At 69.0% G+C, this 23,131-nt stretch carries 22 protein-coding genes; 8 read left to right on the top strand and 14 right to left on the bottom strand.

What is annotated here, in order from left to right:
- Nucleotides 1-90 precede the first annotated feature (90 nt).
- Nucleotides 91-1,107 carry a zinc-binding alcohol dehydrogenase family protein gene (locus KB879_RS13545; RefSeq protein ID WP_153953445.1) on the top strand — a complete coding sequence of 339 codons (1,017 nt, stop codon included), beginning with the start codon at nt 91-93 and terminating at the stop codon, nt 1,105-1,107.
- A gap of 78 nt (nt 1,108-1,185) precedes the next feature.
- On the opposite strand, the gene KB879_RS13540 is transcribed toward KB879_RS13545, so the two are convergent.
- Entirely contained in the window at nt 1,186-1,479 is a 294-nt protein-coding gene (locus KB879_RS13540; RefSeq protein WP_013953318.1) for a GYD domain-containing protein, read from the bottom strand.
- Between the two features lie 264 nt (nt 1,480-1,743).
- Nucleotides 1,744-2,265 (bottom strand): MarR family winged helix-turn-helix transcriptional regulator, encoded by a 522-nt coding sequence (locus KB879_RS13535; RefSeq protein ID WP_153953446.1) that lies wholly within the window; start codon nt 2,263-2,265, stop codon nt 1,744-1,746.
- Nucleotides 2,266-2,404: 139 nt separating this feature from the next.
- Here KB879_RS13535 and badH point away from each other — a divergent pair, with 139 nt between their 5' ends.
- From badH to aliA, 4 genes are read left to right on the top strand one after another with little or no spacing between them, the layout of a single operon-like run.
- Nucleotides 2,405-3,172, top strand: a complete 768-nt coding sequence (gene badH / locus KB879_RS13530; RefSeq protein ID WP_013953316.1) for a 2-hydroxycyclohexanecarboxyl-CoA dehydrogenase — start codon at nt 2,405-2,407, stop codon at nt 3,170-3,172.
- Between the two features lie 30 nt (nt 3,173-3,202).
- The gene (gene badI, locus KB879_RS13525) at nt 3,203-3,985 is read left to right on the top strand and encodes a 2-ketocyclohexanecarboxyl-CoA hydrolase (protein ID WP_211981707.1); all 783 of its coding nucleotides are present in this window, start codon (nt 3,203-3,205) and stop codon (nt 3,983-3,985) included.
- Nucleotides 3,986-4,015: 30 nt separating this feature from the next.
- Nucleotides 4,016-5,167: a cyclohexanecarboxyl-CoA dehydrogenase gene (gene aliB, locus KB879_RS13520; protein WP_013953314.1), complete on the top strand. Its 1,152-nt coding sequence runs from the start codon at nt 4,016-4,018 to the stop codon at nt 5,165-5,167.
- A gap of 42 nt (nt 5,168-5,209) precedes the next feature.
- Complete coding sequence (gene aliA, locus KB879_RS13515; RefSeq protein ID WP_211981704.1) at nt 5,210-6,853, top strand: cyclohexanecarboxylate-CoA ligase; 1,644 nt, start codon at nt 5,210-5,212, stop codon at nt 6,851-6,853.
- A 134-nt stretch (nt 6,854-6,987) separates the two neighbouring features.
- Here aliA and KB879_RS13510 read toward each other — a convergent pair whose 3' ends face one another.
- The 3 genes from KB879_RS13510 to KB879_RS13500 all read right to left on the bottom strand — a co-directional run bounded on the left by KB879_RS13510 (nt 6,988) and on the right by KB879_RS13500 (nt 9,137).
- Entirely contained in the window at nt 6,988-7,320 is a 333-nt protein-coding gene (locus KB879_RS13510) for a DUF2917 domain-containing protein (protein ID WP_153953447.1), read from the bottom strand.
- Between the two features lie 14 nt (nt 7,321-7,334).
- A complete protein-coding gene (locus KB879_RS13505) occupies nt 7,335-8,360 on the bottom strand; it encodes an alpha/beta fold hydrolase (RefSeq protein ID WP_211981701.1) in 1,026 nt (341 codons plus the stop codon).
- Between the two features lie 171 nt (nt 8,361-8,531).
- Nucleotides 8,532-9,137 carry a TetR/AcrR family transcriptional regulator gene (locus tag KB879_RS13500; RefSeq protein ID WP_041228671.1) on the bottom strand — a complete coding sequence of 202 codons (606 nt, stop codon included), beginning with the start codon at nt 9,135-9,137 and terminating at the stop codon, nt 8,532-8,534.
- 338 nt (nt 9,138-9,475) lie between these two features.
- Between KB879_RS13500 and KB879_RS13495 the strand changes: the two genes are divergently transcribed.
- From KB879_RS13495 to fahA, 3 genes are all read left to right on the top strand, one after another.
- Entirely contained in the window at nt 9,476-9,862 is a 387-nt protein-coding gene (locus KB879_RS13495; RefSeq protein WP_013953309.1) for a helix-turn-helix domain-containing protein, read from the top strand.
- Between the two features lie 516 nt (nt 9,863-10,378).
- On the top strand, nt 10,379-11,698 hold the full coding sequence (hmgA, locus tag KB879_RS13490; protein ID WP_041228670.1) for a homogentisate 1,2-dioxygenase: 1,320 nt from the start codon (nt 10,379-10,381) through the stop codon (nt 11,696-11,698).
- A gap of 138 nt (nt 11,699-11,836) precedes the next feature.
- Nucleotides 11,837-13,099 (top strand): fumarylacetoacetase, encoded by a 1,263-nt coding sequence (fahA, locus tag KB879_RS13485; RefSeq protein WP_211981698.1) that lies wholly within the window; start codon nt 11,837-11,839, stop codon nt 13,097-13,099.
- Nucleotides 13,100-13,105: 6 nt separating this feature from the next.
- On the opposite strand, the gene KB879_RS13480 is transcribed toward fahA, so the two are convergent.
- From KB879_RS13480 to KB879_RS13440, 9 genes are all read right to left on the bottom strand, one after another.
- Nucleotides 13,106-13,594, bottom strand: a complete 489-nt coding sequence (locus KB879_RS13480) for a hydroxymyristoyl-ACP dehydratase (RefSeq protein ID WP_211981694.1) — start codon at nt 13,592-13,594, stop codon at nt 13,106-13,108.
- Nucleotides 13,587-14,399, bottom strand: a complete 813-nt coding sequence (locus KB879_RS13475) for a beta-ketoacyl synthase chain length factor (protein ID WP_013953305.1) — start codon at nt 14,397-14,399, stop codon at nt 13,587-13,589. Before KB879_RS13475 ends, KB879_RS13480 begins: the two co-directional genes overlap by 8 nt.
- 8 nt (nt 14,400-14,407) lie before the next feature.
- Nucleotides 14,408-15,610 (bottom strand): beta-ketoacyl-[acyl-carrier-protein] synthase family protein, encoded by a 1,203-nt coding sequence (locus KB879_RS13470; RefSeq protein ID WP_211981692.1) that lies wholly within the window; start codon nt 15,608-15,610, stop codon nt 14,408-14,410.
- 65 nt (nt 15,611-15,675) lie between these two features.
- On the bottom strand, nt 15,676-16,524 hold the full coding sequence (locus KB879_RS13465) for a polysaccharide deacetylase family protein (RefSeq protein ID WP_013953303.1): 849 nt from the start codon (nt 16,522-16,524) through the stop codon (nt 15,676-15,678).
- Nucleotides 16,521-18,926 (bottom strand): MMPL family transporter, encoded by a 2,406-nt coding sequence (locus KB879_RS13460; RefSeq protein ID WP_211982197.1) that lies wholly within the window; start codon nt 18,924-18,926, stop codon nt 16,521-16,523. The genes KB879_RS13465 and KB879_RS13460 overlap by 4 nt, the downstream gene beginning before the upstream one ends.
- Nucleotides 18,927-18,946: 20 nt before the next feature.
- Nucleotides 18,947-19,546, bottom strand: a complete 600-nt coding sequence (locus KB879_RS13455; protein ID WP_211981690.1) for a LolA-related protein — start codon at nt 19,544-19,546, stop codon at nt 18,947-18,949.
- Between the two features lie 24 nt (nt 19,547-19,570).
- Nucleotides 19,571-20,545 (bottom strand): acyl-CoA synthetase, encoded by a 975-nt coding sequence (locus KB879_RS13450; protein WP_013953300.1) that lies wholly within the window; start codon nt 20,543-20,545, stop codon nt 19,571-19,573.
- Nucleotides 20,539-22,257, bottom strand: coding sequence for an AMP-binding protein (locus tag KB879_RS13445; RefSeq protein ID WP_211981687.1), 1,719 nt, complete (start codon nt 22,255-22,257; stop codon nt 20,539-20,541). The genes KB879_RS13450 and KB879_RS13445 overlap by 7 nt, the downstream gene beginning before the upstream one ends.
- 49 nt (nt 22,258-22,306) lie before the next feature.
- Nucleotides 22,307-22,990 (bottom strand): acyl carrier protein, encoded by a 684-nt coding sequence (locus tag KB879_RS13440; protein ID WP_211981685.1) that lies wholly within the window; start codon nt 22,988-22,990, stop codon nt 22,307-22,309.
- Nucleotides 22,991-23,131: the final 141 nt, after the last annotated feature.

The raw sequence follows: 23,131 nt of genomic DNA, 5'->3' as shown, positions 1-23,131 counted from the left end.
CGGGAAATTGATTGTTGTGGTTTTCAGCTAATCAAATCAATCGTGACGGGCTACGCTTCAGATCATTCCCTACACATCCCGGAGCCCGCCATGAAAGCCATCGGCCTGACCCAGTACCTGCCCATCTCCGACCCGCGTTCGCTGCAGGACGTGGAGATCGACATGCCCAGCCCCGGCGGCCGCGACCTGCTGGTGAAGGTTGAGGCCGTCTCGGTCAACCCGGTCGACACCAAGGTGCGCGCGCCCAAGGCGCAGGTAGAGCCCACGCCGCGCGTGCTGGGCTGGGACGCGGCCGGCACTGTGGCGGCGGTGGGGCCGGAGGTGACCCTGTTCAAGGTCGGCGACCCGGTCTACTACGCGGGCAGCATCACGCGGTCCGGTGCCAACGCCGAATTCCACCTGGTCGATGAGCGCATCGTCGGCCACAAGCCCGCCTCGCTGGATTTCGCCAACGCGGCGGCGCTGCCGCTGACGGCGATCACCGCCTGGGAGGCTCTGTTCGACCGGCTGGGCATTTCGCCCAAGGGGGATCACGCCGGCCGCTCGGTGCTGATCATCGGCGGCGCGGGCGGCGTGGGCTCGATCGGCATCCAGTTGGCCAAGGTGCTGGCCGGGCTGACCGTGATCGCCACCGCGTCGCGGCCCGAGTCGCAGGAATGGTGCCGCCGCCTTGGCGCCGACCATACCGTTGACCATCGTGGCGACCTGCCGGCGCAGTTGAAGGCGCTGGGTTTTGCCGAGGTCGACTACATCCTCTGCTTCAACGATATCGACGGCCATTTCGCGGCGATGACTGAACTGGTCGCCCCGCAGGGCAAGATCTGCACGATCGTCTCGAATACGCGGCCGTTGCCGGTGGAATTGCTCAAGAACAAGAGCGCCACCTTCGTCTGGGAATTCATGTTCACGCGCGCCATGTTCAGCACGCCCGACATGGTCGCGCAGCATCGTCTGCTTAACGAGGTCGCGCGGCTGGTCGATGCCGGCCGCCTGCAGACCACGCTGGGCGAGAACCTGGGGAGCATCAACGCGGAGAACCTGCGGCGCGCGCACGCCATGCTGGAAGGCGGGCGGACCATCGGCAAGCTGGTGCTGGAAGGGTTCTGAGCTGGCGGGCTGCGCTCGGCAAACAACAACGCCCGCCGGGATGGCCCCGGCGGGCGTTGTGCGTTTCTGGGGCAGGGGTCAGCCCATCTTGCCGAGAATGCCCTGCATCTCGTCGCTGTTGAAGGCGCGCAGGGTTTGGGTGCGTACGTTGCCGGCCGCGCCGATGGTCAGCCCGAAGCTGGTCATGGTCTCGTCGTCGGGCGCTTCGACGGTGAGCACGATGTCGTATTCGCCCAGCGTCCAGTAGATGTCTTTCATCTGCACGCCCAGGCGCGCCCCCATCTCGCGCACCGCGGCGGCGCGCTTGGTGGTGTCCTTGACAGTGCGGATGCCCTGGTCGGTGAAGCTGGCTAGCACGATGTAGCGGGTCATGGCGGGACCTCCGGTTATGGTTGGATTGGTCGCCGTCCCGGCGGTGTGCACGGCGCAAACGGCCGGGGCAGTGGTTCAGGGCTTCGGGGCGTGGCGAGGCGCGAATGGCATGGCGCTTCGCCGTTGATGCTCGCGACGTCTGAGCAACTTCATGCCAACGCATATTGCGCGCCAGTCGGCGCGGCAGGCCAGGATGCGGGCCGCGGGCTCGCGGCCGGCTGTTCCGGCCGGCCGGTGTGTTTCAGTTGCGATACTGCGTGCGGCTCAGTCCTGTGGACTGCCACCGTCCGCGCTGTCGGGCGTGTCAAGCGCGCGCATGTTATCCAGCAACTTGAGCAGGTAATGCAGTGTGTGCGTCAGGTCATTGGTAGAAAACCCCGTCAGCGCCTGCTCGTAATAAGCCCGGATCTTCGGCTGCGCCTGGTGCAGCCAGACCTCCCGTCCCGGCTCGCTCATCCGGATCAACCGTGAGCGGCGGTCGCGGCCGTCCGGGGCCAGCGTGACGTGGCCGTCGCGTTCCATCCGGCTGACCAGTCCTGACAGGTTCTGCCGGCTCACCATCAGGTAGCGGGCCAGGTCGCCCACGCTCATGCCATCAGCGGCTTCCGGGCGCGACAACGCGCCGAGCACGGCCCACTGCTGCGTCGTCAGGCCCTCTGCCTCGACGGCTCGCGATCCCGTTTTATGCAACATATTTGCGCATTGGTACAACCGGAAGAAAAGCCGGTTGGCCAGTTCCATGCGTGCGTTTGTCGGGAAATCTGCCCCTGATTCCGGGTTAACCATAGTCTTTTCCACAGTGTTGGCGTCTTGCGTAGGCAGCGGCTACCTCCTACTATAGGTAAACATATTTACCTATTTGGTGGTGCGATGTGACGGCGCCATGGCCGGCACGATAGCACCGGAATCCTGAAAGGAGAACGCTGTGCAAGGACTTGAAGGCAAGACGGTCATCGTGACCGGTGGTGGCGGAGGTATCGGCGGCGCAACCTGTTTGCGCTTTGCGCGCGCCGGGGCGGTGGTGGGCGTGCTCGACCTGAACCCGGAAGCGGCCGAGCGCGTCGCCGGCCAGATCCGAGAGGCTGGCGGGCGCGCGCTGGCCCTTCGCTGCGATATCACCGAGCGCGCCAGCGTGGATGCCGCGGTGGCGGCGGTGGAGCAGGGCCTGGGCCCGGTGGACGTGCTGGTCAACAACGCCGGCTGGGATGTGTTCAAGCCGTTCATCAAGACCGAGCCCGCGCAATGGGAGCGGCTGATCGCCATCAACCTGACCGGCGCGCTGCACATGCACCACGCGGTGCTGCCCGGCATGATCGAGCGCAAGCGCGGCCGCATCATCAATATCGCCTCCGACGCCGCGCGCGTGGGTTCGTCCGGCGAAGCGGTCTATGCCGCGTGCAAGGGCGGGCTGGTGTCGTTCTCCAAGACGATTGCCCGCGAACACGCTCGCCACGGCATCACCGTCAACGTGGTGTGCCCGGGGCCGACCGAGACCGCGCTGTTCGAAGACTACAAGCAGGGCGCGGGCAACCCCGAGAAGCTGGTCGAGGCCTTTACCCGCTCGATCCCGCTGGGCCGCATCGGCCAGCCCGACGACCTGCCCGGCGCGGTGCTGTTCTTTGCCAGCGACGACGCCGGCTTTATCACCGGCCAGGTGCTGAGCGTGTCGGGCGGCCTGACCATGAACGGCTGAGCAAGCAAACACCAGAAAACGGAGACCACCATGCAATACGAAGACATCCTGTACGAAGTGCGCAACGGCGCCGCCTGGATCACCATCAACCGCCCGGAAAAGATGAACGCCTTCCGCGGCCACACCTGCGACGAGCTGATCCACGCCATCAACCGCGCCGGCTACGACCGCGAGATCGGTGCCATCGTGCTGGCGGGTGCCGGCGACAAGGCGTTCTGCACCGGCGGCGACCAGTCCGCGCATGAAGGGCAGTACGACGGCCGCGGCACCATCGGCTTGCCGATGGAAGAACTGCACAACGCCATCCGCGACGTGCCCAAGCCGGTGATCGCGCGGGTGCAGGGCTTTGCCATCGGCGGCGGCAACGTGCTGTGCACGATCTGCGATTTCACCATCGCCTCTGAAAAGGCCGTGTTCGGTCAGGTAGGGCCAAAGGTGGGCTCGGTCGACCCGGGCTATGGCACGGCCTTCCTGGCGCGCGTGGTCGGTGAAAAAAAGGCGCGCGAGATCTGGTACCTGTGCCGTCGCTACCCGGCCGCCGAGGCACTGGCGATGGGGCTGGTGAACGCCGTGGTGCCGCATGACCAGCTCGACGCCGAAGTGCAGAAGTGGTGCGACGAGATCCTGGACAAGAGCCCGACCGCCATCGCCATCGCCAAGCGCTCGTTCAACATGGACACCGCGCATCAGGGTGGTATCGCCGGCATGGGCATGTACGCGCTCAAGCTCTACTACGACACCGAGGAATCGCGCGAGGGCGTGAAGGCCTTCCAGGAAAAGCGCAAGCCCGACTTCCGCAAGTACGCCAGATAAGCGCTGGCATCCGACCAAGCGGAGACAACCATGAACCCCTACCTTGACGAAGACCTGATGGCGCTGGCGGAGCATGCGCGCCGTTTTGCCGATGCGCGCGTGGCGCCTGGCTACCTGGAGCGGGACCAGACCCGCGTGCTGGACCGCGCGCTAATGCGCGAGATGGGCGAGATGGGCTTTATCGCGCCGGAACTGCCCGAGGCCTGCGGCGGCCAGGGCATGGGCTCGCTCGCGGCCGGCGTGATTCATGAAGCGGTGGCGCGCGCCGACCTGAGCCTGTCGTATATCAACCTGCTGGCTTCGCTCAACGGCCAGATCCTGGCACAGCACGCGCGTCCTGAAATCGGCGGGCCGTGGCTGCAGCGGCTCACGCGCGGCGAAGCGCTGCTGGCGATCGCGCTGACCGAGCCGCGCGGCGGCTCCGACGCGGCCAACCTGCGCCTGCGCATGGAGCGCGACGGCGACGCCTATGTGCTCAATGGCGAGAAGACTTCGATCTCCGCCGCGGACCAAGCCGATGCCGCGGTGGTCTTTGCCCGCACCGGCCCGGTCGATGCCGGCGCGCGCGGCGTCTCAGCCATGCTGGTGCCGATGGACCTGCCTGGCATCACTCGCAACCGTTTCGACTGCCACGGCCAGCGCGCCATCGGCCGCGGCTCGATCTTCTTCGAGAACGTGCGCGTGCCGGCCAGCCACCTGCTGGGCGAGGAAGGCCAGGGCTTCGTGCAGGTGATGCAGGGCTTCGACTTCTCGCGCGCGCTGATCGGCCTGCAGGTGCTGGCGGTGGCGCAGGCTGCGCTGGACGAGACCTGGGCCTACGTGGCGGAACGGCAGGCCTTTGGCAAGCCGCTTTCGGCCTTCCAGGGGGTCTCGCACCCGCTGGCCGATTTCCAGACCCAGGTGACCGCGGCCCGGCTGCTGTGCCTGCAGACGCTGTGGCTGAAGGACCATGGCCAGCCACACACCGCCGAAGCCGCGATGTGCAAGTGGTGGGCGCCCAAGCTGGCCTACGACGTGGTGCACCAGTGCCTGCTGTCCTTCGGCCACGGCGGCTATGACCGCGGCGTGATGGAGCAGCGGCTGCGCGATGTGCTCGGCTTCCAGATCGGCGACGGCACCGCGCAGATCATGAAGACCATCATTGCCCGCGGACGCGCCGGGCGCGAAGCTGTGCCGGCCTGAAGCCGCGCTCGCACGCGGCATCGCATAACGAGGAGACAAGCCATGGATTTCGACGCCGTACTGATTGCGCCCCGCCGAGCCGCCAGCGTGGCGGCAGGCCACTGGCACGACCGCACCGTCAACGACTACCTTGCCGCCTGCGTGAGCGGCCGGCCCGACGCGCCGGCCCTGACTGCGGTAAGCCTCGACAGCGGCACCGTGGCCCGCTTTACCTGGTCCGAGCTGGACCGGATGGCCGACCGGGTGGCGGTGGGGCTGAGCCGCCTCGGCGTCGGTGCGCAGGATGTCGTGTCCTGCCAGTTGCCCAACGGCTGGCACCTGACGGTGCTGTACCTGGCGTGCGCACGGCTGGGCGCGGTGCTCAACCCGTTGATGCCGATCTTCCGCGAGCGCGAGTTGTCGTTCATGCTGGCGCATGCGCAATGCAAGGTGATGGTGGTGCCGCAGGGTTTCCGGGGCTTCGGGCATGCGCAGATGGTGCAGGGCTTGCGCGACGTATTGCCGGCGCTGCGCCACGTCGTTGTCACGGGCGGCGCTGGAGCGGACAGCTTCGACGCATTGCTCAGCGGTCCGCGCTGGGAGGATGAGCCCGATGCGCCGGACATCCTGCTGCGCGGCCGCCCGGGCGCTGACGACGTCACGCAACTGATCTACACCTCCGGCACCACCGGCGAGCCCAAGGGCGTGATGCATAGCGCCAACACGCTGTTCTCCAATATCGTTGCCTATGCCGATCGGCTGCGCCTGACGGTCGACGATGTGGTGCTGATGGCCTCGCCGATGGCGCACCAGACTGGCTTCATGTACGGACTGATGATGCCGGTGATGCTGGGCGCGCATGCGGTGCTGCAGGACATCTGGGACCCGGCGCGCGCGGCCGCGCTGATCCGCGAGGAAGGCGTGACCTTCACCATGGGATCGACACCGTTCCTGACGGACCTTGCCCGCGTGGTGTCGGAGTCCGGCACGCCCGTGCCAAGCCTGCGCACCTTCCTGTGCGCCGGCGCGCCGATCCCGGGCGCGCTGGTGGAGAGCGCGCGCCTGGCGCTGGGCGCCACGATCGTGTCGGCGTGGGGCATGTCGGAGAACGGCGCGGTCACCACCACGCTGCCGGACGATCCCGACGCGCGCGCATCGACCACCGATGGTCGCCCGCTGCCGGGCGTGGAGGTGAGGGTGGTGGACGGCGCCGATGCCGACGTGCCCACCGGGGAGACCGGCCGCCTGCTGGTGCGGGCGTGTTCCAACTTCGGCGGTTACCTGAAGCGGCCACATCTGAACAGCACCGATGCCGATGGCTGGTTCGACACCGGCGACCTGGCGCGGCTCGATGCGCACGGCTACCTGCGCATCGCCGGGCGCAGCAAGGACGTGATCATCCGCGGCGGCGAGAACATCCCCGTGCTCGAGGTCGAGACCCTGCTGTACCGCCATCCCGCGGTGTCGCAGGTGGCTATCGTCGCCTACCCGGATGAACGGCTGGGCGAGCGCGCCTGCGCCTTTGTCGTGCCGCGCGCCGGCCAGGCGTTCGACCAGGCGGCGATGGTGGACTGGCTCAAGGCGCAGAAGATGGCGCTGCAGTACATCCCCGAGAAGCTCGTGGTGCGGGACGCACTGCCGGCCACGCCCGCCGGGAAAATCCAGAAATTCCGGCTGCGCGAGATGCTGCGCGGCGACCCGTCCTGAACCTGGCGCAGCGGTGGCCGGGGCGCCGGCCGCCGCGCAACGCAAAAAGCGCAATTAACCGCCAAGCATTGCACCCCACCACGACCGCGCATTCGCGCCAGGGCTGGCAGGGCGAGGGTGTCCAGCTCCACCTGTCACCGGCCTGCACCGGTATAGCCGCGCCCATGCGGCGCCAGCAAGCGCCGCAGCCATTGCCGCCAGGCGCCCGCTGCCGGCCCGGCGCCTTGCCGGCAGCGCGTTACGTGCAGCGATGCCGTGGTGACGGCATACAGCTCGATATGGCCGCTGTCGGACAACGTAAAGCATTCGCTGGCCGTCAGCGCCGTGTCCTTCGGGTCGCCGTCGCGGATCAGCCAGAGCTCGCCTTCGGTGCAGCGCACGGCGACGTGTTCGCCGGGGCCCGCCACCAGCCGCAGCGAACTGCGTGCGGGCAGGGTGGCGGTCATGTCATTGCTCACCAGGAACATGATGGTCTCCAGGTTCAGTCGACGGCCAGGCCGTGCAAGGCGGGCGGGATCACCGCGCGCGCGGGGGCTGTGCCGGGCCGGATGAAATCGGCGATGCGCCGGATCACGCCGGGATCCTGCAGGATGCGGCGATGCCCCAGGCCGCTGGTCGTGACCAGTTGCGCGCCGGGCCAGGCGCCGGCGATGGCGGCGCCGTCTTCCCAGCGCACTTCCTTGTCGTCGCGGTCATGGATCACCAGCGTTGGCGGGACCGGCCGGGTGCGGCCGACGTCGGGCACGTTGAAAGCCGACCATGGCAGTCCCAGCCAGCGCTCGCTCTGGCGCTGCATGCGCGCCAGCACGCCGGGGGTGAAGCCCATTTGCCAGGCCAGCGACGCACACGCGGCGTGCATGTCGGCCGGCGATCCGACCAGCACGGCGGCGCGGGCGGGCAGGCCTTCGCGCAGCGCCAGCGCGGTGGCTGCGCCGCCGAGTGAGTGCGCCACCACGGCGTGTACCTGCCCCGCGTGCCAGGCTGTGGCGAGCAGCGAGCGCGACATTTCCAGCACCGAGGTCTGCGCCGCGCCGCGCGCGCCGGCATCGGAGGCGCCGTGCGAGAGCGCATCGAAGGCCACCACCCGCATGCCGGCTGCCAGCAGGCCTTCGACCACCGCATGCCACTGGCCGGCATGGCCGCCCCAGCCGTGCGCGAGCATCACCACGGGACCGGACGTGCCCCAGCGATAGACGCGCACGCGCCGGCTCGGGCCCTGGCCCGTCACCAGCGCCCAGTCGGCGCGCGCACTGTCCAGCAAGTGCCGCGCTGCGGATGTGGCTGCGGCGCGCGGCGGCTTGAACCAGATGTGCTCCAGCGCGCGCGCTGTCGCGCCGGGCCTGACCACGCTGCCCGCCTGCCAGCGCAACCGCTGCCAGCCCTGAAAGGCCCGCTCCACCGGGCCGGACTTGCCGGTGCGCAGCGGCGCGTTGCCGGCGCGCGCGGGCAAGGGTGCGGCGGCGGGGGATGAGGAAACCGGGGAAGGAGAAGAGACTGCTTGCGTCACGACCTGCACCTCCAATGGATTCTGGATGGCACGGCATCATCGGCACCGGCCCCGCCGGCGGCATTCCGTGCTGTTGTTAAGACCGACCAGTCGTGCTTTTTAATGTACAAAAAAAGCCCGCCCGAGCGGTTGCTGCCCGCCGGCGGGGTAGCGCCGGCGCCAATGTGTGGCTCAGTGGCGGCGGGCGCCCTCGGCGGCACGGGCCACCAGTGCCGCAAATGCGCGCCGCGCCATGGTCTCGGCATCCTCGCGGCCAAGCAGCTTGAAGGATTGCTGGAAGGCCATGCCGATGCCCGCGAGTTCGAAAGCAAATTGCCGCGGATCGGTGTCCGGCCCGAAATGGCCCTCATCGATGGCGTCGCCCACCACGCGCGCAACCGTGCTGTGCCAATCCTTCAGCGACTGCACCACCAGGTCGCGGATCGAGCCCGGCCGATCGCGGTATTCCTGGCCCAGCGCCGTGAACAGGCAACGTCCCTGCGTCACCGTGCCGCCCAGCCATTCCAGGTAACCTTCAAACAGCCCCTGCAGCCGCGGCATCCCGCGCGGCTGGCGCATCGCCGGCCGGATCACGATCTCGCCGAAGCGCTCCACGGCCAGGTCGAGCACTGCCTGCTGCAACACCTCCTTGGATTTGAAGTGCGCATACAGGCCGCTCTTCGACATATTGGTGTCCGCGGCCAGCGTGGCCAGCGACAACTGTTCGAAGCCGACCTTGGCAGCGGTGTCCAGTGCCTGTTCGACGATGGCGTTGCGGGTGAGTTGTCCTTTTTGCATAGTCTGGAGAATAGCACGACCGGTCGGTTTGTCAACGAAACCAGATGCATGGTATTTGCCCCGACTTGCGCACTTGTGTCCGCGAGGCCATAACGTCATATGGATAGGCATGTGACGTCAACGCAAACCGCCAAGGCCCGTTAGAGATTGGGCGGCTCAGCGATGTTGTGCACGATCCGGCTCTTTGACGTTCGCCAGTCGGCCGATGTCAGGGCGGGATGGCGGACTTCTAAGAAATCTGCACAAAGTGTTTCTGCGGTTACATACGGAACGCTTTGCGTGCTCTATACTCGAATGCACGTCCGCGCACTTTTTTTCACTGGTGACTGGAGACCGACATGAACAGTACAGCCGTGCCAAGAGGCGCTAGCGAACCGTTCCGGCAACTGCGGGCGTTGCGTCGCGCGCGCAAGCTAAAGCAGGAGGACGTCGCCCGTAAAGCGGGGATTTCCCGGGAAGCCTACCTGCGGGCGGAGTCGGGTCAGGCCGATCCCCGCATGTCGACGTTCCTGGCCGCCTGCGAGGCGCTGGGCCTGGAAGTCGTGCTGGCCCCGCAGCATCTTGCTGCAGACGTCAACGCATTTATTGCCAGCCGCAATGGCGGCGTGACGGCAGCTTCCATGGCAGGCCAGCCGGCCGCCGGAAGCACGGCCGCGCCGGCTGCGGCGCCGGCTTCCGGAGGCGCTTTCGGCTCCGGAACCGGAGAGGGCCACAAGCCGGTCTGACCCGCCGCTGCCTGGCCGGCCGGGTTCGCAACGCGCCGGCACCGGCAGCTGGCCTCCAGGCCACCGCATGACAACCGGCGCGGGGCGTTCCGCACCGCGCCGGTCGCTATTGTCCTGAGCGCCGTTCGAACGACGCCCGGCGTGGATGACGCCGCAGGCCCGGCTGCCTGCTTCGGCGCTTTCCCGCCTTTCCCGGTTTTTCCCTTTCAGCTGCGTGAGCGATTGCTGCCGCGCCGGCGTCAGCGCGCGTCCCAGCGCCTGGCTGGTTTCTTCCCGCTTTTCCCGTTTCCCACCTACAACTGCAATGCAAGCGGCGTCCGGCGCATGCGCACGCGATGCCGTTTGACACGTCCGATGCTGGAGATTACGATATGGTAAATGCATTACGTATTCCGTAATTCTTGCTTCGTGCACCACGCACAGGCTGAATACGAACCGGCAGGCACTCCCAGCAAGAGGCCGCTAGGCGCCAGCGCAGCGCCAGATGGATCGAGACCCAGGAACGCTGACGACACCATGACACTCACGCACACCCAGCTCGCCGAGCACGGCTATATGTCCGGCTTCGCTAATGAATTCGCCACCGAGGCGCTGCCCGGTGCGCTGCCCGTGGGCCGGAACTCGCCCCAGCGCGCGCCCTACGGCCTGTACGCCGAGCAGCTGTCCGGCACGGCCTTTACCGCGCCGCGCGCGCACAACCGGCGCTCGTGGCTGTACCGCATCCGCCCGGCCGCGATGCATACGCCGTTCACGCAGATCGAGCAGTCGCGTTTCCTGAGCCGTTTCGACCAGGTGCCGCCGTCGCCCAACCAGATGCGCTGGAGCCCGCCGGCAATGCCGTCGGTGCCGACCGACTTTGTCGATGGCATCGTCACTATGGCCGGCAACGGCGGCCCCGAGGCCATGACCGGCTGCGGCATCCACCTGTACCTGGCCAACCAATCGATGCAGGACCGCTTCTTCTACAACGCCGACGGCGAGATGCTGATCGTGCCGCAGCAGGGCCGCCTGCTGATGGTGACCGAGCTGGGCCGGCTGGAAGTGGAGCCGCAGGAGATCGTGGTGATCCCGCGCGGCGTGCGCTTCCGCGTGGAGCTGCCCGAGGGCGAGGCGCGCGGCTATATCTGCGAGAACTACGGCGCGTTGTTCCAACTGCCCGACCTGGGCGTGATCGGCTCCAACGGCCTGGCCAACCCGCGCGACTTCCTGTCGCCGGTTGCCAGCTATGAAGACCGTGAGGGTGATTTCGAACTGGTGGCCAAGTTCCAGGGCAACCTGTGGCGCGCCGGGATCGGCCACTCGCCGCTCGACGTGGTGGCCTGGCATGGCAACTACACCCCGTACAAGTACGACCTGCGCCACTTCAATACCATCGGTTCGATCAGCTTCGACCACCCGGACCCGTCGATCTTCCTGGTGCTGCAGTCGCCGTCGGCCACGCCGGGCGTGGACACCATCGACTTCGTCATCTTCGGGCCGCGCTGGCTGGCGATGCAGGACTCGTTCCGCCCGCCCTGGTTCCACCGCAATATCGCCAGCGAATTCATGGGCCTGGTCACCGGCGTCTACGACGCCAAGGCCGAAGGCTTTGCCCCGGGCGGCGCCAGCCTGCACAACTGCATGAGCGGCCACGGCCCGGATGCGGAAACCTTCGAGAAGGCCAGCGCCGCCGATACCTCGCAGCCGCACCACATCGAGGACACCATGGCCTTCATGTTCGAGACCCCGGGCGTGATCCGCCCGACGCCGTATGCCGCGCAGTCGGCCTCGCTGCAGCAGGACTACTACACGTGCTGGCAGGGCCTGAAGAAACACTTCAACCCGAACACTCGCTAATCCCGGGCGCCTGGCCGCCCGCCCGGTTTTCTCTCCTCTCCCGCAAGCGGGCGAGGGGCCGGGGGAGAGGGCAGGCGCTCGTCAAGCATGACGCGTCACCACACGCGACAAGTGCCACCAAATTTTCGGAGTATCCCAATGACCGCCCCCAAGACCAGCTGGATCGCTTCCGCCAACGACGGCCAGTCCCACTTCCCGCTGCAGAACCTGCCGTATGGCGTGTTTTCGACCAAGGGCCAGGCCCCGCGCGTCGGCGTTGCCATCGGCGACCAGGTGCTGGACCTTGCCGCGCTGGATGAAGCCGGCCTCCTGCCGGCCGCTGCCAAAGGCACGTTTGCCGCTGGCAGCCTGAACCGCTTTATCGCCCTGGGCAAGCCGGTGTGGAGCGAAACCCGCAAGCGCCTGGGCGCGCTGCTGTCCGGTGATGACGCCGCGCTGCGCGACAACGCCGCACTGCGCGACAAGGCACTGGTGCCGATGGCGGCCGCAACGCTGCACCTGCCGGTGGAGATCCCGGGCTACACGGACTTCTATTCGTCCAAGGAGCACGCCACCAACGTCGGCCGCATGTTCCGCGACCCGGACAACGCGCTGCTGCCGAACTGGCTGGAAATCCCCATCGGCTACAACGGCCGCGCCAGCTCGGTGGTGGTGAGCGGCACGCCGCTGCATCGCCCCAACGGCCAGATCAAGCTGCCGAACGAGGCGCGTCCGGTGTTCAGCGCCTGCCGCAAGCTGGATTTCGAACTGGAGATGGGCTTTATCGTCGGCAAGGAATCGGCGCTGGGCGAGCCCATCAGCACCGCCGATGCGCCGGCGCATATGTTCGGCATGGTGCTGCTCAACGACTGGAGCGCGCGGGATATCCAGCAGTGGGAGTACGTGCCGCTGGGGCCGTTCAACAGCAAGGGCTTCGGCACCTCGATCTCGCCGTGGGTGGTGACGATGGAAGCGCTTGAGCCGTTCCGCCGCGACAACCCCGAGCAGTCGCCGCAGCCGCTGCCGTACCTGCAGCAGCAGGACAAGAACGCCTATGACATCGCGCTGGAAGTCGCGCTGCAGCCGCAGGGAGCCGCGGCCCCCAGCACCATCTGCCGCACCAACTTCAAGGCGATGTACTGGACCATGGCGCAGCAGCTGGCCCACCACACGGTGTCGGGCTGCAATGTGCGCGTGGGCGACCTGATGGGATCGGGCACGATCAGCGGCACCACGCCGGATTCCTACGGCAGCCTGCTGGAAATGACCCGCAACGGCGCCGAACCGGTGACGCTGGCCGACGGCAGCCGCCGCGGCTTCCTGGAGGATGGCGACGACGTGATCATGACCGGCTACTGCCAGGGCGAAGGCTATCGCGTCGGCTTCGGCGCGGTGTCGGGCAAGATCCTGCCGGCGCGCTGAAGTGTTTCAGCCGGCGCTGCGGTCGGCGCTTTGACCGGCTGCGGCGGCATCCAGGATGACCGCCGCGCGGCCTGACAGCAGTGCCCGGCCCGCGGCGCTGACGGTGAAGGCGTACAGCACGCTGCTGCCTTCACCGCTGATACGCTGCGCCTCAACCTGCAACGGCGCGTCGATATCGTCGAGCCGCTCCACATGCAGCACCAGCCTGCGCACGCTGGCCAGGTAGCCCGAGCGCGGGCGCTGCGCGTCCTTGCCTGGCGCCGCTTCCGCCAGCAATGCGCCGTGCACGGCCATGGCCTGTGCCGCATATTCAATCCCGCTGACTGCGGCCAGCCGGCCCTGCGCGCGCAGCGGGTTGTCCGCGCGCGTATGCGTGGCGGACGTGCAGCGAACCGATGTCGCATCCCAGGCCAGCACGCCGTCGAGCAGGCACATCGTGCCCTGGTGCGGAATGCGTGCCGCGATCCAGTCGCGGTCTTTCAGCAGCTCAGCCATTCGCCTGGCCACCGAGGCATTCCACCTCGGCTTCTAGCTGCAGCGTGTCCAGATAATCGAGCACCACGGTGGTAGTCTCGCCGCGGGCGATGGCCGTCAGCAACGGTAGCATGCGTGCAGCCGGCGCCGACCTGCGCAGCGCTTCCAGCGCGGCGTCCGGCATCACCGTGGCCGGTGCCTGCTTCAGCGCCACGCCGATGCGCGCGAGCGAACGCGCGGTCTGCCGCGGCGTGAGCAGCAGGGCCACGCCGAAGGGATCGGGGATCGGGCGGTGGCTGTGCAACGGCGCGGGATAGCCGGTGTCATAGGCGATCAGCAGGCAGGGCTCGGCATCGGCGGCGGCCTGCAGCACGCATTCGAGCAAGCCCGCGCTGCCACTGCCATCCATGGCGCACAGCACATTGGAGGTGCGCATCGCGCCCGCGGCGATCGACCAGTAGCCGGCGGTCGCGTTATGCACGGAGTTGTGGAAGCGCGTGGGCGACATCAGCGGCTCAGGCTCGGCCAGCGCTTCGCAGATCGCATGGAAGTTGAAGCCGTCGCTGCTGGACGAGGCAAAGATCGTCGGCAGCTGCGCGGCTTCGCAGTCGCTGGCGGCAACGGCCTGTTGGCCCACCCCCAGCGCCAGCCGTACGGTCGGGCCGGTGCGGCGGCGCTCTGCCGGCGGCAGGCCCGCGGGTGGCGGCAGCTCGGTCGGCGCGTGCGCATACGGCACGCGGCCGGCAAGGACTTCAGTGGCCTGCTGCCAGCCGGTCAGGCCGGGGCCGAGCAGGCCGATGCTTTCGATATACACGTGCTGCGGCATGGCGATGCTCAGTGGGATGCTGCGTCCGCGCGGGCGAACAGCAGGGTGCAGTTGGATCCGCCGAAGCCGAAAGCATTGGTCATTGCATAGCGCAGCGGTGCTTCGCGGTTGGCGAGCTGGTAGTTCACGTCCAGCGCCGGATCCACCTGCGTGGTGTTGATGCCACCGGGCACCAGGCCGTGGCGCAGCGCCAGCGCGCAAATGACGGCTTCGAGCGCGCCGGCGGCACCCAGCGCATGCCCGGTGGCGCCTTTGGTGGAGCTGCAAGGCGTGCCGGGCAGCACCGCGGCCATGGCCATCGCCTCCGCTGCGTCGTTGCTGCGCGTGGCGGTGCCATGCAGGTTGACGTAGCCGACCTGTGTCCGCGCTACGCCCGCGCTGGCCAGTGCCTGCTCCAGCGCCAGTCGCGCGCCCAGCCCGTCGGGGTGCGGGGTCGACATATGGTGCGCATCGCTCGATTCGCCGATGCCGGCCAGCAGGATGGCATCGGCTTGCGCGGTGCCGGCCACGCGCTCGAGCAGGCCGAATGCCGCTCCCTCGCCGATCGAGATGCCGTTGCGCGCCACGTCATAGGGCCGGCACGGCTGGTCGGACAACAGCTCCAGCGAATTGAAGCCGTACAGGGTCGTGTAGCACAGCGAATCGACGCCGCCGACCACGGCTACATCGATCAGCCCGGCCTCCAGCATGCGCCGTGCCGAACTGAACACCTTGGCGCCGGATGAACAGGCCGAAGATACCGCAGCCGCCGGGCCGGCCAGCCCCAGGTATTGGCGCAGGAAAGCGGGCAGCGAGTAGGGGTTGTGGGTGGTGGCGTAGTGGAAGCCCGGCGGCAGCGCGCCGCTGGCAGGATCCCGCTGGCGATAGGCCAGTTCCGTCTGCAGCACGCCCGCGGTGCTGGTGCCCAGGAAGACGCCGACCCGGTGGGCGCCGTAGCGCGCCGCCGCTTCGCGCACGCGCGCGGCAAAGCCGTCCTGCTCCAGCGCCAGTTGCGCCAGCTGGTTGTTGCGGCAGTCGAATTCGGCCAGTGCGGGCGGAAGTGCCACGGCGTCCAGGCCGGGTACCTCGCCGACGAAGGTATCGAGCTCGACGCCGCCGAAGCGGCAGGGCGCCAGGCCGCCGCGCTGCGCACGCAGTGCCGACAGGGTGGCGTCTACACCGGCGCCCAGGCAGCTGGTGGCCGTGAAATGCGAGAACAGGAGGGGGGACACGGCTTAGGTGGAACGAATGGAGGAATCTCGGAAGGCTGTGCCAATTGTAACAAGCAGCAGCTCACTCAGGCCGGCGGCACGGCCGCGCGCAGCGTGACGCAGCGCAGGCCGGCTTGTTCGATGGCGGTGAGCAGGCCCGGCAGCACCGTGGTGCAGTGCGCGTTGCCGGCGGCATCGGTGCCGGGATTGCCGTCGTGCAGCAGCAGGATGTCGCGCCCGGCGAGCTTGCCGGTGAGGCGCTGTGCCACGCGTGCCGCGTGGTCGCCGCAACGGGTATCGAAGCCGCGCCGGGTCCAGGCGGCAAGCTGAAGCCCGAGCCGGCACAGCACCGGCTCAAGGAAGGGATTGCGCAGCCCCGCGGGCGCGCGGAAGAAGCGCGGCGCCTGGCCGGTGAGGTCGGTCAGCACCTGCTGCGCGGCACCGATGTCGCGCAGTATGCGTCCGGGACCGAAGACGGAGAAGTGCAGCCGGTGGTACATGCTGTGGTTTTCCACGGCGTGGCCGCGGCGGACGATTTCGCGCACTAGTTCCGGATGCGCCGCGGCGCGCGCGCCGACGCAGAAGAAGGTCGCGCGCGCGCCATGCTGGTCCAGCATGTCGAGCACGCGCGGCGTCAACGCCGGGTTGGGGCCGTCGTCGAACGTCAGTGCCACACAGTCACTGGCCGAGGGCGGCAGGCGCAGCAGGTTGGGGCCAAGCCACCGGCTGCGCGGCCACAGGCCGGCGGCGCACATTGCCGCATGGGCGGCGCCAACGCCGGCCAGCGCCATGCCCATGGCTTCAGGGTACGCCAGGATCGCGCCGGCGGCACCCAGGTGCACGGCGGCGGTGCCATAAAGCAGCGGGGTGGGGCGCCAGGGGCGGCTGTTGGAGGTGCCGCGCAAGGCAACGCGCGGTGCGGGATACGAATTCATATTGCACTCCCGGCTATGTCCGGCGCCGCGGGGCGCGCCAGGATCGCCGAAAACCACAGGGCCAGCACGGCACCTGGACCTACCGTCAGGCCGAAGGCCTTGAGCAGCGGCAGGCTCGACAGCGCCAGCAGGCCGAAGGCGGCCACCGTGGTCAGGTTGGCCAGCAGCAGCGACACCAGTGTATGCGGTGAAGCGCCCGCCACCTGGCTGCCCGCCGCGGGGCCGTTGAAGAATAGCGCGTAATTGGAACCCACGGCCATCAGCAGCAGCAGGCCCACCAGGTGCAGCAGCGTCAGCGGCTGGCCGAGCGCTGCCAGCCCGCCCAGCACCACCAGCGCCGCCGCGGCCAGTGGCAACACCGTGGCCACGACGCGCCGTGCCGAGCGCAACGCCACGGCCAGCAGCACGATGATCGCCAGCAGGCCGGCCAGCGACAGCAGCAAGGCCTCGCGTAGGTAGCCGGTGTAGAGGCGGTCGGATTCGCCCTTGAGGTCGACGAACAGCGTGTCAGCGACGCCGGCCCGCGCGACCGCGGCCCGCACTGCGCTGGTGTCGACGCCGTCGGCCGCGCCGGTGCTTTGCGGGGTGTGGGCCGGTGCACGCAGCGGCAGCGTGGCGCTCCAGCGCCCGTCGCGCCGCGCCAGCAACGCGTCGACAGCCAGCGCCATCGATGTGCCGCGCAAGTCCTCGCGCCGCAGCAGCGCCCCGGTGCGCGCCGCCTCGGCCTGCGCCAGGAACGGCGCGAACAGGGACGCGCGCACCGGCTGCGTGGCGATGGCGGCGCGCAGGCGCTGCGCCAGCTCGTCGGGCGGCGGCAGGCTGGCCTGGCGCTCGCGCTGGGTCGCCGCGCTGGGCAGGTAGCGCGCCGGGCTCTCGTAGCCGCCGATGAAATTCTGCGCCACCAGCGGGTCCAGTTCACGTGCCACGCGCTCCGCGCCCTGCAGCACGGACTCCTGGTCCGGCCCGGACAGCACCACCAGGTAGCGCACGTCGGGTGCGCCAAGGTCCTCGCGCAAGCGGGTGTCGAGGGCCTGGTCGCTGGCCGACACCGGGCTCAGCGCCTGCAGCTCGCGGCCCCACAGCGTGCCGCGGTGCATGGCCAGCACCGTGCCGGCTGCCACCACCAGCACGAGCACCAGCCAGCGCACCCGGTGCGCGCGCGCCGCCAGCCACTGCAGCCGGCGGCCCAGCGGCGCCACGTCGCGCAGGTGCAGCGTGGCCGGCACCAGCTGCGGCAGCACGAAGCGCGTCACCAGCGCCGCGGTCGTCAGCCCGGCAATCGAATACAGCCCCAGCTGCGCCAGCCCCGGAAAGCCCGACAGCAGCAGCGAGGCAAAGCCGCAGACCGAGGTCAGCACGCCCAGGCGCACCGTTGGCCAGAAGCCGCGCAGCCAGGCGCGCTCGTCGCGCCGGCCGTCGCGCGTGTACTGCGCGGACTGTACGAACAGGTAGATCGAATAGTCGACCGCCTCGCCGATCAGCGTGGTGCCGAAGCCCAGCGTCAGGCCGTGCACCGAGCCGCCGAAGCCCAGGCTGACCGCGGCAATGCCCGCCAGCGCGCCGCTCAGTACCGGCACCAGCCCCAGCACCAGCAGCGGCACCGAGCGGTAGACCAGCAGCAGCAGCGTGACGATGATAGCCACGCCGATGGTCGACAGGCGCTCCACATCATGGCGGATGGTGTCGCGTGCATTGACGGAAAACACGCCCGGCCCGGTCATCACCAGCTGGTACTGGCCAGCCGTCGCGGCCTTGGCAAACGCCTCGCGCACGGCCCCGATGGCTTGTGCCTGCGCATCCGTGTCAGACCCCGCGGCGGCGGTCTGGGCCAGCAGCACCGCGCGCTTGCCGTCGCGCGACGCCCAGGCGCCGGCGTGCATGGGCACGCGCTGCCCGGCATCCAGCTGTGCCAGCATCGCGGCCACTTCGCCGGTGGGATCGCTCGGCAGCAGCGACTTGGTGAAGAGCCCGGCGGACGAAGCCAGCAGCTCGAACGATTCATTTAGCGCCTGCGCCAGGCCGCGTTCACTGAAGCGCTCCGGCGTGACCGCGGGGCTGAGCAGGTAGCGGTGCGCAAACACGTATTGGCGGTCTGCGGCCTGGTTGACCGGCTCGCCGTTCTGGATCGCCGTGAAGCGCGGGTCGCCGCGCAACTGTGCCGCCATGGCACGCGATACCGCGGCGCGGCCATCGGCATCGCCGCCTTCGATCCCGACCAGGACCAGGCGCGATACCAGTCCGTCGCGCAGCTGGTTCACCAGCAACTGCTGCTCGGCGCTGGGCAGCCGCGGCAGGAAGGCCGAGAGGTCGGCCGTGAAGGTGGTGCGGCTGATGACGGCCGCGCAGGCGAGCATGGCGAAGATCCACAGTGCCAGCGCGATCCGGCGCGTCGCTGGGCGCATCGTTGCGGGCGGCGCTGCGCTCATGGGCGGCCGGCAGGTCGGATCTTCATCACCGAGCGGTCGCCGTCGGCCTGCCGGATCTCGACGCGGTCGAGCACATCCTGGCTGCCGTCGATGCGCACTTGGCTGATCACAGCGGCCATGCGCGAGTCCGCCGGTGTCAGCGTCAGCGTCCAGCGGCTGGCGCGGCCTTCCAGGCCGAGCTTGTAGTAGCGCTCCAGCGTCTGGCGGTTGCCTGCCAGCGTGCCGCGGATGCTTTCGATAAAGGCGGCCAGCTCGGGGTAGTTCTGCAGCGGCATGGTGTAGCGCTTGCCGTCGCGCTCGACCGTCAGCATGTCGCCGTCGAGCACCATGTTCTCGGCCTTGGGCGCCAGTGTGCGCTTCTCCAGGTGGTCGGGCGCCGTGAACAGCAGTTCGCCGGTCGACTGCACCGGCTTGTCGACTATCGCCAGGTACTTGGTCTCGGTGAACAGCACGCGCCCCGACTTGCGTTGCGCCAGGGTGGACATCAGCTGGTCGACGCCAAACGTGGCGGCGCCGGACGGTGCGGCCAGCGCAAGCATGGCGCCGGCCAGCAGCATTGACAGCAGGAAGCGGAAAGGGCGTCTGGAAAGGGACATCAGGGGCTGCTCACGGCTCGCGGGTCATGGCTCGTTGCCCGGCGGCGGCTGTTCAGACAGCGGCGGGCCGGCGTGCCAGAAATCGTAGAAGTTGAACCAGTTGTATGGGGCGCTGCGGCAGAACTGCTCCAGCAGGCGCACGTATTCCGCCAGCGCGGTCTGCACGGCTGCCTCGCGCTGGCCGCGCGCGGTGTCGGTGAAGTCCGCCAGCGGCACGAAGTGCACATCGTAGCGGTTGCCGCCGCGGTACAGGCCGGTGATGAAGAACACCGGCCGGCGCAGCATCGCCGCCATGCGCAGCGGGCCGGTCGGAAGGCCCGTGGGCGTGCCGAGGAAGCTGCACTGCTGCACCGGGTCGGTGGCGCGCTGCGACAGCGTGCGGTCGGCCAGCATGCCGATCATGTAGCCGCGGTCCAGGTAGTCGCGCACCCGCAGCATGGTGTCGAAGCGACCCAGCGCGATCACGTCCTGGCGCATCGCCGGGTTGATCGACTGCAGCACGTCGTTGAGCTTGTGCGCATTCTCCTCGTACATGGTGATCGCGACTTCCATCTCCGGGTGCCGCCGCCCGAGCGCGCGCACCACCTCGAAGCTGCCCAGGTGCGCACCCAGCAGGATTGCGCCACGGCCGCGCGCCATCGCGGCTTCCAGCTGCGCCTCTCCGTGCAGGCGGATATCGAACAGGTCGAAGCGGCCGTTGAGCAGGTAGATGCGGTCATGGATGGTCGAGGCGAAGGTGAACACATGCCGGTAGCCATCGACCCAGTTGGCCTCGCGCCCGAGGGCGCGGTCCATGTAGGCGCGCGAGGCATGGCGTGCCGCCGGTGCGAACAGCATGAAGTACGCCGCAATCCCCCGCAGCACCACGCGCCCGACGGGGCGGCCGAGTGCCAGCGAGATCCACGTCATGACGCGCAGCAGCGTGATGCTGCCGCGCTCCTCGCGGTGCGACCATTCGGATTCCAGCGGCGGCTGCCGCTTCCACAGCCAGCTCAGCATGCCGATGCCCCCGCTTGCGGCGCGGCGCCACGCACTTGCAGCGTGCCGCTGGCGACATCGCGTCCGGCGCTGCGCAGCGTGAAGCGGATACTCTCGCTGCCATCGGCCGCTGCGTCGGCCTGGTGAAGGATCTCCACGCGCTCGCCCGGGGTCACCGGGCTCAGGAACTTGATGGCGCCGGCCTGGGTGACGGCAAGGCGGCGGCCCAGCGCCGCGCCGAGTGCCAGCACCGCGTGGTCCAGCAGCACCACCCCCGGCACGATCGGATGGCCGGGAAAGTGGCCGGCGATGGCCGGGTGATCGGCGTCGATGACAAAGCCGGGCCTTGCCACGCTCTCGCCGTGGTGTGCCGCGGCAAGCCTTGCGACCAGCGCCGCCAGGGCTTCGCGCGGCAGCTTGCCGGAGGCATTGCGCGGCAGGCTGTCGGCAAAGAGCAGCGGGCGTGGCAGGAAGGCCGGGTCGATGCGCGCGCGCAGCGCCTGCTGGAGCTGCGCCGGGGCGACGCCTGGCGCCACCGCCACCGCCACCAGCCGCACCACGTGGCCATGCGTGTCGCCTTCGTGCGCATTATCGGGCATGAAGAACGCGCCGTCGCGCACGCCGTCAATGGCCGTGAGCTGGTGGTTCAGGTAAGCCAGCGAGGTGCGCTTGCCGGCGATATTCAGCATGTCGGCCTTGCGGCCATGGAGCAGGAAGTGGCCGGCATCCAGCGGTGCGATGGCGTCGCCCAGCGACACCGGCTGTTCGATATGGCCGCCTTCGGCCCAGGTCTCGGTGTCGCCGCCGTCGCCCTGGCGTGCCTCCAGCCGCACGCCAGGCACCAGTGTCCAGGCATCGGTCTGCGCGGTGCGGCGCGTGGCGACCTGGCCGGTCTCGGTGCTGCCGTAGATCTCGCACAGCGGAGCGCCGAACAGGGTCTCGGTCTCGCCCGCCAGCTGGCGGCCAAGCGGGGCGGTCGCGCACAGCACCAGGTCTGCCGGCGGCATCGCCATGCCCGACTGCACCAGCGTGCGCAGGTGCACGGGCGAGCTGACCAGCGCACGCGGCGCCGGCACCGAGGCGAGGGCATCGCGCACGTCGGCCGGATAGAAGGCCGGGGCCGCCACCAGTGCCGCGCGGCCCTGCAGCACCAGCATGACCGTGGCTTCCAGCCCGAACATATGCTGTGGCGGCACCGTGCCCACCACGGTCCAGGCACGCCCATCCAGCAGGCCTAGCCGCTGTGCCGCGGCATGCGCGCACCGGGCCATCGCGCCCCAGGTCTTGCGGTGCGGCACCGGCGTGCCGGTCGAGCCTGACGTGAACACGTACGCCATGACCTGGGTCGCGGCAATCTGCGGGATCTCGGTCGGCCCGTCCGTGGCGGCGCCGCGCAGGCCGTCGTGATAGCGGAACGCCGGCATGGCGCACGCCGCGTCAGGCTGGTCATGCAGGCAGAAGGCGTCCGGGGCAAAGTCGGCCAGCTGGCGCACCATCTCCGGCGTATGGGACGGCGGCAGCAGGGTGGCCTTGCCCGCCAGCAGCGCGGCGCACAGGCCGACGGCGAAGCGGTAGCGGTCGGTGCAGGCGTTGAATACGTGCCCGCCTGCCGGCAGCGCGGTGGCCAGGCTGGACGCATCGGCCAGGAACTGGCGCACGCTGACAGGCCGCCCGTGCGCCCAGGCGATGATGTCTTCGGGCGAGGCATGCGCGACGATGGGGAGCGTGGTCATGGGGCGGAGCCTGTGCCTGTTGCCAGTGTAGGGGCCGGGGTGCGGCGCGTCAGCGCGGCAAACCGGGCCGGCCCGCACGGGCAGCCATGACTGCGCGATAGCCATGCACCGCGTCCAGCAGGCCGCCGTGGGCCATGCCCGGGAAAGCGATGCGGCGGCACACGGCCTCGCCCACGAACATCAGCGCGATCAGCAGCGGCGTGGCCAGATTGGCGAAGCTGGACCAGGTTGCCACCGGCGCCAGCACGAACAGCAGCGTCGATATACCCACCATCGCGGCAAAGAACAGCGTCCAGGCCTGGGTCACGCGCAGCGTGTAGCGCAGGTGCGCGGGGGGCAGTTGGCCATGGATTGCCGTCGCGATCTGCGTGCACAGTGGCGTGTGGCCGGGGCGCAGGCTCAGCGCGAACATCACGCCCAGCGCGGCGTTGATGCCGGCGTGCTGCAGGAAATAGGTCCAGCCGAAATGCGTGGCCAGCGGCAAGCGCCAGATCCACAAGGCGGCGCAGGCTGCCAGCAAGCCAGCCAGCGCAGGGAGGCGCCACCCGGCGCGGCGGCAGGCAAGGAAGCCGATTAGCAGGAACGGCGCCGCCCCGAGCCACAAGGCGGCGATTTCGGCACCCGGCTGGTGTGCTGCACGGTGCAGGGCGGATTCGTAGGCGACAAAGGCGGCTACCGCGGCAATCCAGCCATGGCGCTGGCCTGGCGGCACGGCATCCTGCCGCAAAGGCATGGCCGGCGCGGCGGGCGTGGAGGGGCGGTCGAATTGCTGGCTCGATGGCATCTGCGAGGGTATATTGTGTGTAGCGTAAGTCGCTTGGCGCAAAGCGTTGCCGGAAATGACGCTGCATGGTGCGCGAAGCGAACGCTTTAT

Origin of the sequence: Cupriavidus sp. KK10, assembly GCF_018223725.1 — a bacterium.
Lineage (GTDB): Bacteria > Pseudomonadota > Gammaproteobacteria > Burkholderiales > Burkholderiaceae > Cupriavidus > Cupriavidus necator.
This window is presented reverse-complemented; position numbering and strand designations above follow the sequence as displayed.

Bases quoted from the DNA above. Each gene is read 5' to 3' on its own strand.
- KB879_RS13545 (WP_153953445.1), top strand. From the start codon at position 91: ATGAAAGCCATCGGCCTGACCCAGTACCTGCCCATCTCCGACCCGCGT.
- KB879_RS13540 (WP_013953318.1), bottom strand. From the start codon at position 1,479: ATGACCCGCTACATCGTGCTAGCCAGCTTCACCGACCAGGGCATCCGC.
- KB879_RS13535 (WP_153953446.1), bottom strand. From the start codon at position 2,265: ATGGTTAACCCGGAATCAGGGGCAGATTTCCCGACAAACGCACGCATG.
- badI (WP_211981707.1), top strand. From the start codon at position 3,203: ATGCAATACGAAGACATCCTGTACGAAGTGCGCAACGGCGCCGCCTGG.
- aliB (WP_013953314.1), top strand. From the start codon at position 4,016: ATGAACCCCTACCTTGACGAAGACCTGATGGCGCTGGCGGAGCATGCG.
- aliA (WP_211981704.1), top strand. From the start codon at position 5,210: ATGGATTTCGACGCCGTACTGATTGCGCCCCGCCGAGCCGCCAGCGTG.
- KB879_RS13510 (WP_153953447.1), bottom strand. From the start codon at position 7,320: ATGTTCCTGGTGAGCAATGACATGACCGCCACCCTGCCCGCACGCAGT.
- KB879_RS13500 (WP_041228671.1), bottom strand. From the start codon at position 9,137: ATGCAAAAAGGACAACTCACCCGCAACGCCATCGTCGAACAGGCACTG.
- KB879_RS13495 (WP_013953309.1), top strand. From the start codon at position 9,476: ATGAACAGTACAGCCGTGCCAAGAGGCGCTAGCGAACCGTTCCGGCAA.
- hmgA (WP_041228670.1), top strand. From the start codon at position 10,379: ATGACACTCACGCACACCCAGCTCGCCGAGCACGGCTATATGTCCGGC.
- fahA (WP_211981698.1), top strand. From the start codon at position 11,837: ATGACCGCCCCCAAGACCAGCTGGATCGCTTCCGCCAACGACGGCCAG.
- KB879_RS13480 (WP_211981694.1), bottom strand. From the start codon at position 13,594: ATGGCTGAGCTGCTGAAAGACCGCGACTGGATCGCGGCACGCATTCCG.
- KB879_RS13475 (WP_013953305.1), bottom strand. From the start codon at position 14,399: ATGCCGCAGCACGTGTATATCGAAAGCATCGGCCTGCTCGGCCCCGGC.
- KB879_RS13465 (WP_013953303.1), bottom strand. From the start codon at position 16,524: ATGAATTCGTATCCCGCACCGCGCGTTGCCTTGCGCGGCACCTCCAAC.
- KB879_RS13460 (WP_211982197.1), bottom strand. From the start codon at position 18,926: ATGCGCCCAGCGACGCGCCGGATCGCGCTGGCACTGTGGATCTTCGCC.
- KB879_RS13455 (WP_211981690.1), bottom strand. From the start codon at position 19,546: ATGTCCCTTTCCAGACGCCCTTTCCGCTTCCTGCTGTCAATGCTGCTG.
- KB879_RS13450 (WP_013953300.1), bottom strand. From the start codon at position 20,545: ATGCTGAGCTGGCTGTGGAAGCGGCAGCCGCCGCTGGAATCCGAATGG.
- KB879_RS13445 (WP_211981687.1), bottom strand. From the start codon at position 22,257: ATGACCACGCTCCCCATCGTCGCGCATGCCTCGCCCGAAGACATCATC.
- KB879_RS13440 (WP_211981685.1), bottom strand. From the start codon at position 22,990: ATGCCTTTGCGGCAGGATGCCGTGCCGCCAGGCCAGCGCCATGGCTGG.